10 protein-coding genes are annotated in these 12,060 nt (G+C 37.5%); 3 read left to right on the plus strand and 7 right to left on the minus strand.

All coding sequences use genetic code 11. The features are described 5' to 3' along the window. Positions 1–189: 189 nt before the first annotated feature. Complete coding sequence (locus tag D172_RS04685) at positions 190–2,076, minus strand: hypothetical protein (RefSeq protein ID WP_007376084.1); 1,887 nt, start codon at positions 2,074–2,076, stop codon at positions 190–192. Positions 2,077–2,387: 311 nt separating this feature from the next. Here D172_RS04685 and D172_RS04690 point away from each other — a divergent pair, with 311 nt between their 5' ends. The 3 genes from D172_RS04690 to D172_RS04700 all read left to right on the plus strand — a co-directional run bounded on the left by D172_RS04690 (position 2,388) and on the right by D172_RS04700 (position 5,914). After that, positions 2,388–3,365: a DNA topoisomerase IB gene (locus D172_RS04690; RefSeq protein WP_007376085.1), complete on the plus strand. Its 978-nt coding sequence runs from the start codon at positions 2,388–2,390 to the stop codon at positions 3,363–3,365. Between the two features lie 210 nt (positions 3,366–3,575). Beyond that, positions 3,576–4,901 carry a L,D-transpeptidase family protein gene (locus D172_RS04695; RefSeq protein ID WP_007376086.1) on the plus strand — a complete coding sequence of 442 codons (1,326 nt, stop codon included), beginning with the start codon at positions 3,576–3,578 and terminating at the stop codon, positions 4,899–4,901. Between the two features lie 11 nt (positions 4,902–4,912). Further along, positions 4,913–5,914 carry a D-Ala-D-Ala carboxypeptidase family metallohydrolase gene (locus tag D172_RS04700; protein ID WP_007376087.1) on the plus strand — a complete coding sequence of 334 codons (1,002 nt, stop codon included), beginning with the start codon at positions 4,913–4,915 and terminating at the stop codon, positions 5,912–5,914. Positions 5,915–6,013: 99 nt separating this feature from the next. Here D172_RS04700 and D172_RS04705 read toward each other — a convergent pair whose 3' ends face one another. The 6 genes from D172_RS04705 to D172_RS04730 all read right to left on the minus strand — a co-directional run bounded on the left by D172_RS04705 (position 6,014) and on the right by D172_RS04730 (position 12,056). Then, the gene (locus tag D172_RS04705) at positions 6,014–6,322 is read right to left on the minus strand and encodes a hypothetical protein (RefSeq protein ID WP_007376088.1); all 309 of its coding nucleotides are present in this window, start codon (positions 6,320–6,322) and stop codon (positions 6,014–6,016) included. Between the two features lie 82 nt (positions 6,323–6,404). Next, positions 6,405–7,769 carry an exopolysaccharide Pel transporter PelG gene (gene pelG, locus D172_RS04710; protein WP_007376089.1) on the minus strand — a complete coding sequence of 455 codons (1,365 nt, stop codon included), beginning with the start codon at positions 7,767–7,769 and terminating at the stop codon, positions 6,405–6,407. Next, on the minus strand, positions 7,757–9,274 hold the full coding sequence (gene pelF, locus D172_RS04715) for a GT4 family glycosyltransferase PelF (protein ID WP_007376090.1): 1,518 nt from the start codon (positions 9,272–9,274) through the stop codon (positions 7,757–7,759). Before pelF ends, pelG begins: the two co-directional genes overlap by 13 nt. Next, entirely contained in the window at positions 9,267–10,250 is a 984-nt protein-coding gene (locus tag D172_RS04720; RefSeq protein ID WP_007376091.1) for a hypothetical protein, read from the minus strand. Before D172_RS04720 ends, pelF begins: the two co-directional genes overlap by 8 nt. Then, positions 10,243–11,544 (minus strand): PelD GGDEF domain-containing protein, encoded by a 1,302-nt coding sequence (locus D172_RS04725; protein ID WP_007376092.1) that lies wholly within the window; start codon positions 11,542–11,544, stop codon positions 10,243–10,245. The genes D172_RS04720 and D172_RS04725 overlap by 8 nt, the downstream gene beginning before the upstream one ends. Continuing rightward, a complete protein-coding gene (locus D172_RS04730; RefSeq protein WP_007376093.1) occupies positions 11,541–12,056 on the minus strand; it encodes a hypothetical protein in 516 nt (171 codons plus the stop codon). Before D172_RS04730 ends, D172_RS04725 begins: the two co-directional genes overlap by 4 nt. Positions 12,057–12,060 lie beyond the last annotated feature (4 nt).

Here is a 12,060-nt window from a genome sequence, read left to right on the forward strand (position 1 = left end):
CTGTAATTAATCCTTTCATTATTTGTGTTTTGGCACATAAAGCAAGGGCTTTGTGAACTAATCCAATATTAATCATGTTGTTGAGTGCAAAAGAGGTAATAAAGTTAAAAAGTATTGAATAGAGGGTAAAAAAATGCCACCTAAGTTACCAAGGTGGCATTAATAAAAATTATCTAGGTTTGAGGTTAATTAACCCTTGGGCTCGGGAGATAAGTTTTCTTCTTGTCTTAAATACCCGGCAGCTTCTTCATCATCTTTCGCTATCGCTTGCTGAGTAGGTATAGCGCGCGTTTGTTGGTTTAGTTGATGTATTTGTGACGCATTACCTAAATCGCGCTCGCTGGTGATTGAGGCGATAGATTCGCGGTCTTTTAAGAATGCAATAACGTCTTTTTTGATTGCTTGTAATTGTCCTTCGTCTTTATGCATTTCCATAATGTGGCGAGGATGTTCAAGGTTTTTCATACCTGTTGCAGCAAACGTAGTAGAAATAACACGAGAAACAATAATCCAAGGCGTTATGCTACTGCGTACTAAAGTATTTTCTGAGCGGGTGCTATCGTGAATACCAGTACCTGTTGATATTTTAGACTCAGTAAAAGTACCTTCGCATTTAAAGTACACAAGCAGTGATTCAAATTGCATTTCAGCAAAAAACAGATGAGCCGTATTTGTTAGCAATTGTGCAAATGCTTTAATAAGTATACCTATTAGCAATAAGTGAAAGCTTGTCATTAATAGTTCACTAAATTGAATAACATGTTGGTTATTAAATGCTTGTTTAAAGCTATTAATATTTGCCGCATCAATGTAATGGTAAATATTAATAAACGAATACGCTAAAAACACAGTAAATACTAACGCTACAATATAAAGTAAGTTACCGCTCACCAAAGCAAGTAATCTCGCGAGTGTAAAGTTTTTACCTAAGTCCATTGAGTGCAGTTTAGGCTGAATCTCTTGGATCATTTCACCTTTAAAACCGCCTTTACCTTCTATTTGTTCTTGAAGCTTAGGGTCTAATTCTCTGTAAACTCTGTTAGGTACTTCTTTATAGCGACGATTAGCCATTACTAGGTTATCGAGGTTTATGAAAATCTCGTCTGGATGAACAGACTCTTGCCAGTTTTCACGTAGTTCAGATACTTCAGCTGAAGGGGTAACTGAATTTAAACGCGCTTTAATCATGATAAAAGCAAGCGCACAACTTAGAGTCGCTAATATAATAATTGCAATTAAGTACATTCCAGCGTGAAGACTAGGTAGTTGCTCAAGCCAGCTATCTATTTCTTGTTTACTAATGCGCTGCTCTTTCATCAACCATGACATAGAAAGACCAATAGCGATGGGTAAAATAAAAGATAAAGAAATAATTTTTGCAAGCGCACCAGTACCAAGTGCTTCAATATTCTTTTCTGCATTTCGAGAGATAGGTTTACCTGTAGAGCGCCACGAAAAAAGAACGTAAAACATTAATATTGCACTATAAACCGGAAATGCTAATTCCCCAGCTTCACCGGTAAAGCCCGACAAAGACACAAATGCAACAAGGCCATAAGCAATAAGGGCGACAAAGGTGCTTACCCATGAGCCAAATAATCGCTGGGCAACATTACGAATAGGATATGGTAGAAACAATAACTTAGGGATTAAGCTGTGAAGTAATCGTGATAAAAAACCATTAGGCTCTTTAAATGTACTGTTTTTACGACCAACCAGCATTTCTTCAAGTGACTGCGCTGTATAGGCTACTTCTTTTTGCTCTTCTTGAGCGGTTGATGCTTGTGATTTGCTGTAGTTATAAGCAAGTGAAGTAGGGTGGTTTCTGCCTACAAAGTATTTAAGAGTTGCATAAATACCTGCCGATAGTGAGCGAATGCCGAATGCTAAAATAAGCATGCCAAACACCATTAAAATCCAACCTGCGGTTGTATCTTCTTTCACAGAGCCCGCAGCAATAACAAGTAAACTAATACCAGCTATAGACTCAATGAGTCCTCTTAATGCTGTTACTTTACCTTCCAGTTTGAAGGGGTTTTTTAGTCCAAGATCAATCGATCCATAATCAAAAGCCATTGAATTCTCCATTTAAACAGCACCCCAATTGCAGGGGACAAAGTGTAATTAATCTGAACTTAGGATAATAAATCTACCTCAAGTAGCTATTTTTAGCGCTAGGTGCATTGAGTTTAATCGTAATAGACTTGTTGCTGGCGCGTAAGTTAGACCTACTTTACGAAAACCTAAATAGAATTATTAATATATATTAAGTATTTATAATTGTTGTTGGTTTTTTATTATATATCAATAATCTTGTTCAGTTTAAGGTTATTTTAAAGTGATACATTTTATATTTCGACGCATGCTTAAATAAAACTGGAGGGTTAATGAAGCTAATTTATGTAGACGATAATTTACCAGGGATCACTCGTAAACTTAAACATAAAAGTTGGCTTTACTTTGATCCAATCGGTAAGCAAATAAAAGGGCAAAATGTGATTGATCGTTTGAATGGATTGGCATTTCCGCCTGCCTATAAAAACGCCTGGTTTTGCCCAGAAGAAAACGGGCATATTTTAGCGACAGGATTTGATAGTAAGGGGCGAAAGCAATACCGCTACCATCCTGAATTTAGGGCACAGCAAGAAGCAAAAAAATACCAAGCATGTGCAGTATTTGGTAATAAACTCCCTTTGTTAAGAGCGCGTTTAGAAACAGACTTACAAGGCGATGAGCTTAATATTGAACGTACTTTAGCGGCAGTTGTAAGACTTATGGATTTAGGCGCGTTGAGGGTAGGTAACGAGCGTAACGTAAAGCAAAATAAAAGTTTTGGCGCTACAACACTACGCACACGCCATGCAAAACTCACGGGTAAAAATATTCAGCTAAAGTACCGTGCTAAATCAGGTAAAGAACGTGAAGTAAATATAACCGATAGGGTGCTTAGCCATGTAATAAAAGACTTACAAGATTTACCCGGGCAGCATTTATTTCAGTATATAAATGAAGGTGAGCGCACAAATGTTACATCAAGTGAAATAAATCAATACATTCAGCAAATAATGGGCGAGGAGTTTAGTGCAAAGCACTTTAGAACTTGGCGAGCAAGCGTTATTGCATTCAAACAATTAGCTAAAGCTAAAGGGGCGCTTACTTTAAAAAACATGCTTGATAGTGTCTCCCAGCAACTCGGTAATACTCCAGCTATAGCACGTAAATCGTATGTGCATCCCGATTTAATTACGCTGTGTAAAGAAGATGAAGATACTCAAACTGCGTGGAGGGAGTCCCTTTCATTACCACGAAAAACGAAGTACTTGAGTCGTTATGAACGTGGTTTTTTAGCTTTTTTAAACGATTAATTGCCATAGCAACTTTACACACATGGGCATATTAATTACATATTCTCTAATTTTATTTATTAACGTTTAGAATAAGTTATTTTAAAAAGTCATTAAATTTCAATTGTTTAATTTAAAAGTTTAATTTGGCATTACCGTTGCACCTTCAAAGCACTACTTAGTGATAAGTACATAAGCATTTATCAACGATATTTAGCGAGGAGGTACACAGTGAAGGGGTCATTTTCAAATCAAGCGCTTACTAAAGCAAAGGGTATTACTTTAAAAACAGCATTGTTTATTGGCATGGGCGGCTTATGCTCAGCACCAACACTCGCTGCTAATGAGCTCGAAAGTGTGGTACTCGCTAACTCTTCACTAACTACTTACAACTCACAAAAGTACATGCAAGCTGATGACACCTACTACTTTGACCAATATTCAGCGCAGTTAATTGAACGTACAGAAAAAGCAATTAATTGGTATCAAGAAATAGTTAACAACGGTGGTTTTACACACTTATATAACGACGAATTGCTTGAACTAGGTAGTAATAGTAAAGAGGTGAGCTTACTTGCACAGCGTTTATATCAAGAGCGCGACTTAAAAAGTAATGTATGCGACGAAGCTATATGCACGTTTGATAAAGATATAGAGCAAGCTGTTAAGCAATTTCAAAGCCGCCATGGTTTAAAAGTTGATGGCCGAGTCGGTAAGCGTACTTTTGCATCGCTTAATGTGCCCGCACAGCAAAAACTCGATAAATTAAAACTTAACTTTTATAGAATAACTAACTTTGCAGGCGCAAGTGATGAGCAATATGTGTATGTAAATATTCCAGAATACAGCTTACGATTTGTAAAAGCTGGCGATGTAAAATTAAAAAATAACGTAATTGTAGGTAAACCAAGTTGGGAAACACCTGCATTTAGCGACGAAATAGAAAAGTTTGTAGTTAATCCTGAATGGCGTATACCCACCTCAATTGCCACCAAAGAAATTGCACCAAAGGTAGCCGAGGATCCTGACTATCTTGTAAAAAATAATATTGAAATTAGAAAAAACAGTTACCTAGATTCACAAACTGTTAATCCTAACAATATTGATTGGGATTCTATTAAGCCGTACCAATTTGATCACTTTTTAGTAAAACGTGCTGGTGAAGAAAACCCTCTAGGGGAGGTTAAGTATTTATTCCCCAACGCTGAAGCAATTTATGTTCACGATACACCAGCTAAGCAGCGCTTTAGCCAATCAAATCGCGCTTTATCGCATGGCTGTATAAGGATAGAAGAACCCTTTTCGTTAGCGCGTGAGATTATTAAGCACGAAGGAGAAGCGCAAACACTCAGTCATATCGATAGCGCTCGTGACCAAAATAATACTCAAACGTTTCATTTAGATGAGCCTCTTCCTATTCATTTAGTCTATTGGACTGCATGGGTTGATGAAAACAAACTGGTTAACTTTAGAGATGACATATATCAACGTGATAAAAAAGCACTTTTAAACAATAGTAAGCAGTCGGTAATTGCTGCTTTGTTAAAAAATAAATAATGAGAGGGTTTATGCAATTTATTCATTATATTTCTATCGCCATATTCACACTTATATTTAGCAATAGTGTATTTGCTGCAGCGCTTACAAAACCTGCACATCAGGTAGTTGATATAAAAAACAAAGCCAATTTTGAAGATGCAGAATTTAGTTTGAAAATTAACGATATAGTTATGCCATACTCAGTGTTTTCGGTATTTGTAATGCCCCAAGAGCAGGTTGAGTTTGAGGTGCTTTTTGCGCAGTCAAAAAATGCTTACACACTAATTAACACTCAAGGGAAATCTAAGCTTACAGACACCAACCGTTGGCAATGGCAAGCACCCAAAGAGCCTGGTTTAACAACGGTAATTATTGAGTCGCCCGATAAAAAACAGCGTATGAAAATCAACGTTTTTGTAAAAGTACCCGCAGACAACGTTGAAGGAGGAAAGCTCAAGTATTACCATATTGGCCACTACCCTAAACCTTCGCAGATTAAAGACACTGCTCATTACATAGTGCCCGATGGATTTGTTGAGGTGACGCCTGAAAATGAAAACGTAAAAATTTCACCTCACTTTTCACTCAAAGAGTTTGTTAGTAAACAGCGAAGTAAGCATCCAAAGTATTTATTTTTACAAAATAAGTTACTACTTAAACTAGAAAAGATACGTAAAGAACTCATTTTAGAAGGTATACCGGTTAGTAATATGGTGGTTATGAGCGGTTATAGAACTCCGTACTACAACAAATCAATCGGCAATGTAAAACTTAGTCGACATGTATTTGGTGATGCAGCCGATATTTTTATAGATAACGATGGCAACTACCGTATGGATGATATAAATAACGACGGTAAGCATTCAATAGGGGATGCTAAAGCGATGGCCGATATAGTGGAGTCGTTAGCTAGACGTGAATCATTTAAAGGTTTACTAGGTGGTTTAGGTATTTATGGGCCTAAGTCGCACAGAGGCGCATTTATACACGTTGATACGCGTGGTTTTAAAGCGCGTTGGGTGAGTAAGTAATTGCATTAGTTTAACTATTGTTGATAGCAAAGGGGTTATGCAAGTACAGACTAATGAGTAATGTTGAGTTTCACTTTATTTAAAAGTATTGAGCGCCTGCTAGTGGTCAATACTTTTTCTTTCAGCGATGAGCTTTATGACACGTTGCTCTTTCATCGTTGCACTACTTTCTTCTAGTAATATATCGCTAAAGCTTGGGTCATATAGCCTAGGCCTACTGAAATTACGTAATACTGACACGACCCACGTTGAAGACGCATTGGAATAACTATCTTCTGACGCTTTAGCCTCAGCACTTTTCAAAAGTTGATAAACCTTGATTGCGCGCTCTGGGTATGTGTAATCATCAATTGTCATCCAAGCTTCACGTAGCTCTTGGAGTGAATAATTTAAATAGTCTATTTCCATATAATTCTCCGTTAAACATAAAAAGATCTCTACACGTATGCCTTTTGAAAAATAATGTGTTTTCAATTACGTTTTAAATAGTCTATTGCAGCATGAACGTTTCGTATTCTAAATCTTCAAATTGTCTCGACAACCAAAATAAACCAATAACGGAGCTAATTATGGTCGCTAACGCAAAGCCATAACCATAAAATTGTGGCCCAAATGCAATTGAAAGTAAGGTTAAAACTACATTTATAACTAAAAATAATCCAGCCAAAAACAGCACGGTTGAACGTTTATCTAAATAAAATAAAATGTTTAAAATAGATAAAAATATAACTTGTACGCCTACACCAACTACATCAATAAATAAGAGGGTTTTATAGTTTGGATCAATACCAATAAAAGTTAGTATTTGCTCTCCCCATAATAATAAGCAAGCGACAGTAATTCCTTGAATTTTAAATATGTCGTAAAGACCACTGCGCGCAGTGCGGATCATATTATCTTTCAAATGATAAATTTCTTGTAACGTTGAGCCGTCGCGAATTGCAGAGTAAAAACGGTCATATTCTTCAACAAAGTCAGTTTCCATCCTTACTAAAAATACGGCCATACCTGGGATAATAGATAGGTAGGCTAAAAATATAGGTAAATCATAAATAGGGCTGGCTCTGAGAGTTCCAATAATTTGGATTGATGTACTTGGTGAATACCAAAAAATGATTTTATCGGCCCATACAGCGATGTTATAAAACAGGCCGCATAAAAATAGGCTGTAATACACTTTTTTATTGTTCAAAAAATCGAAACTTATGAGCTTATCACCCGGATAACGGCGAATAATCATAAATAGAAAACTGAAAAATAATAAGGCTTCACCAGCAAAAAAGGCAAAAAACAACCCGTCTAACTGCCAGTCCCTAAGCAAGTAAGCCAGTAATACCATGAAAGCATAGCCGCTCAGCATCGTGACTAAAATCAGCCTGTATTCTTTCATGCCTGATAAAAATATTGCGCCAAGCCACTGATTACATAAGCTAATAAAGGCACCTAAAATAATCACTTTAGTCATAATGGGTAAAGGTAAAAATGGCCAAACAGCAAGACCGACCAATAGGGCGCCAATTGTAGTAATTAGTTGTGCGCCAAGTAGGTTTGGTAGCACTAATCCATCATCTTTTGTAAAAAATAAATCGGCAATAAAACGGGTTAGCATCAATTGCAGACCACCCGTTAAAATAAGCGATGCGGCCATCATATAGGTTACAAGCGTTAAGAACTGAATGATCAACACTTTCGGTAGCACAATACCTAAACTTAAAATGCCAATCAGCATAAGCGCAATAATTGACAGTAGCCACGGGCCAGAACCAATTAATCCAGCGTAACTATAAGCTTCAAATACTGAAAGTAGGGTGTTTTTTTTGAGAATTTTTCGTATCTCAAAACCTATTCCGGCCATGACATTGCATCCTTATAAAGTGTGTCGTATTGCGCAAACATATGGCTTTCGTCATAAAACGCTTTTACGCGCTTAAGACCACTCGATTGATACTCATGCCACTTTTCGTCGTTATTTAAGATATTTGATATTTGCTTTGCTGTTTCGCTAGGAGAGGCGATTGATACCACTTCTCCGGCTTTGCCAAGTGCTTTGTCTTCGTCAGTTGCGCCTTCAATAATCTCTCGGCACGAACCAACATCACTTGCAAGGACTGGTACGCCAGCTGCCATCGCTTCTAGTAGTACTAAAGGTTGTGCTTCAGAAATAGAGGTTAGTGCAACGATACCTAATTTAGGCAGTATTTCAGCTATATTTTGCATACCTAAAAACGTAACGTTATTTTCTAAATCTAAACTGCTGACAAGTAATTGACATTCTTTATAATATTGAGGGTCTTCTTCGTATGGGCCAATAACCCAGCCTTCAATTGTAGGTATACTAGACTGAACCTCTTTGATTGCACGGATAAAAGTTTTAATATCTTTTATAGGCACTACACGACCAATTAAGCCTACCGTGAGTGGAATCGTTTTTGGACGCTGTGCAAGTGCTTCAATAAAACGCGATGTTTTAATACCATTTGGCACTACGCGTGTTTTTTCTGGTGCGGCGCCATCTTTTATTTGTCGTTGTCTATTACCATCATACAAAGAAATTATTTTATCGGCTTCTTGATAAGATGTTCTGCCGATCTGCTCAAAGAAACTAATCCACATTCTGCGAATAAAGCCCATTTCGGTATTTAAATTTTTACCTAATACTTGCTCTGACTCTTTGATCCAGCTGGCTTGAATAAGGTCTATTTTACGCTCTTTGGTATAAATACCATGTTCGGTTAGTAAATACGCAGTGTTGCTAATTGCGCTAGCACCAGAACCTAGGAATCCCGCATAGCCTGTTGATATTGAATGTATAAGTTTAACATTAGGTAATTCGCGAGCTATCTCTGCTATTTTAAACAGCGGTTTGTATAAGTTACGATACGACCAAAAGAAATCGATAAATGATGATTCATCACAGTAGGTTAAATAATATTTTGCGAGAACTTGCCATGAGGATTCACTATACAAAAAGTCGGCTTCGTTTATGCCGTCTTTTTGGGCAAGCTTTTTAAAAGCAAACTTTAGTAACTCGCTAGGGATCGGTTCTTTAGAGTCACGGAAATAGTTTTGCAGTTGTTGCCAAAATTCGAACAACTCTTTTTTATACTTTACGCCATGTTTTGCTTTTATTTCAGAGGCGTTGTTTTCAACTAAATAATGAACATGTAATTTGGTTACATTTTTAGGTAATGTATATTGAATTTCACCATAATGCTCAGGTGCACCGCCCAAAAAAACCAGCTCAAAGTTATAGTGTGGTAAGCCTTCAATAATTTGATGGACCCAGCTCGATACGCCGCCTCGGACATAGGGGTAAGTGCCTTCTAAAAGCAGTAATACATCAGCGTTTGGTTTAGGCATTCCAATACTCCTGTAAATGGCGTAACTCGCTACCCTTTGGTTGCTCTGGTAGTTCTTTTAAATAACGTTTACAGTCATCGAATTTATTCATACAAAAAGCAACTTCAGCTTTATAGGGCAAAACATGACGACGTGCCATACCAAGGTCTGTGGCTTGTGCTAAATGACTAAGTGCAAGTTCATATTTACCAAGAGCTAAACAAAGCCGGCCCAAAAATACAAAGGTTGCAGGCTTTTTCACATATTCGATGCTTTGCAAGGAAAGTGTTTCTGCTTTTTTTAACACGTATTCTCGCAATGCACCTTGTGCCAATCCTAAGTAACTAAGTTCCCAATATATTTCAGCTAATTGTTGTTGCAAGTTACTCAGTTTTGGTTGCTGAGTCGTTAACAATATCTCTTGCTGATATAGGCCTATTTTTTCGTTTAACTTAGTTTCTTTAGCATCGAGAGTGGAGTAAGCAAGCAGACGAATATCATCTTCTAAGTCTTTAAGGGCGAGTTTTAAAATAGGAATTGCCTGCGTATCACTCATGTGACGTGCAGCCATTACTGCACTAAGACGTTTGTTTGGCTCACTTGCATACTTGAGGATCGCTTTCAATCCACCCATCGAATAGGTTGGATTAGCTGAAATACTACGAACTTCAAAAGGGAGACCTGGGATTTTGTGTTCTTGTATTTCAATATCATTATTTTTAAGCGGTTTACACAAAGCAAACGTGAGTGCGAACATAACGCCTAAAATACCAAATAGAGGAAGCGTAAACAGTAGTGAAAATAACAGTAATAGGGCACCAAATAATGTACTTTTGTATTTAGCTGGGATGACAATATAGCTTACAAAAGTAAAAAGCATACTTGCTATAGCATGTAATAAAATAGCGATAAGCCAATTGGGTGTATCAAGTGTTTCTATTAAAGCAAAATATTCACATATAAATCCCACTATTACAGCAATGACAATTCTAATCATGAAGTGTTACCAGTGGCTTAATCGCATCTTTACTAATTGGCAAAGCAATTTGTTGTTCAATAACGATATCTAATTCAGCTAAATTTTTACCTGTACGTTCTTTACTCCACCCATTTATACGCGTTATAAAACCGTCTTTTTCTAATTCATCAGTAAGTGGCATAAGTATTAACAGAGTTTGCTTCTCATCATCATATAAGTAAATATCTAAGCCTCGACGGGCTTCAGTTAAATACTCCATAAGTCGACGGGATTCGTTGGTAATATTTAATGTTTTAACTTTTAATAAATGTGCAGGAATTTTGTAACGTTTAGCTTCTTTGTTAGCTCGTTTTACTTGGCGAACAAAGTACGGAGATTCTTCGCTAGTCATTATCGGGTTGGTTATCTCATGTCGAAGTAAGTCTCCAACGTGTCCGGCCATTACGGCAAGTAAAGTAAGCGTGTTTTCTTTGAGCGCAAAAAACTGTACTTTTTCGACTAAAATAGCGCCATAAATGGTATCGTTTACATCAATAAGTGGAATTGCGATATGGTATTTACTGCTGCCTAAATAAACTTTAGAGCTTTTAACCGACACCAGTTCTTTTTCTTCAAACATAGCAAGGATTAGTGGGTCAGATGTTATTGGCGAAGTCATTTTACCAATAACAGCAAGAGGGGGCTCCACTATATTATTGTTTTCCACTTTATATAGCCCGGCTTTTTCTAATGCTCCATACTCTACAAATAAATTGATAATCACTTGCGCTGCACTATCTAAACGTCTTTCTTTAAGTTGGCCTATAGATGCTCTTACAGCTTGCAATGACTCCCTTAAACTCAATGTATGCCCAGCTAACATTTGTTCTATTCGATCGTGTGAAGAGCTAATTAAATGATATTGACGAGTGAATTTTTCAAGCCGATCAGACACATACTCTAGTTGAATAGTCTGTTGTTGATTAGTACGCTCCCAAACATCCCTAAATTCACCCGCGATCATAATTACAATAGTATAGCCAATCATGGCGTTGATATTGAATTCGCTTTGAGGTGCCAAAATATCGCTTTGCAACAACAGTAATTGGCCTACGAGTAAAGTTAAAATGCTGATAAAACCTTTAGAGAACCCATAACGCAAAGCAACCAGTAAAGGCCCTAATACAGACCAAGAAAACCCTCCTTGCGTCCAAAAAGGATCCTCGGCATTAAACAGAACAGGCAGGCCTAAAGCCAATGTGGTAAATATAATTACCTCAGCCCATGTCTGTAGTTCAGGGACTTCTCTTGGACGAAAGAAATGTGTTTTCACTCACTAACCTCTATATAAGAAATTAAGTCGGCAATTACATCTTGTGCCGTTGCTGCAATGCTATCGCGCCCCCAACCACTTTTTGCAATTGTTCCTGTCCATATCGGTGTGGTTTGGCCGTACGCAGTTAACGATAAAGTAAGAGCAACAACGGGTTCGCCATCAAGACCAGCTTTGTAGCGCCACTCTTCAATGCTACCGGTGAGTAGATAATCCGCTTGTTGAGTGCTTAGCCATTGCATGGCGTTATCTAAACGATATTGATCGTCAAGTGGTGGTAGCTCCTTATTGCTATTTCTGGGTGCGCGAAGAAGCGTTGGTAATTTATTTTGTTGCCAAATACTTGTTAAAATGTCTTCAGCACGCTCACCAGCGAGAGGTGTTTGAGCATGATTTACTAGCGGTAATAAGGCAACTGTTGTTGATGGGTTTATTTCTACATCATCAGCAACTCTACTCGTTGTACAGGCTGATAGTAATAAAACTAGACATGGTATAACTAAGCGAAACATATTT

This window comes from Pseudoalteromonas sp. Bsw20308, from assembly GCF_000310105.2.
In the GTDB taxonomy this organism is placed as follows: Bacteria; Pseudomonadota; Gammaproteobacteria; order Enterobacterales; family Alteromonadaceae; genus Pseudoalteromonas; species Pseudoalteromonas fuliginea.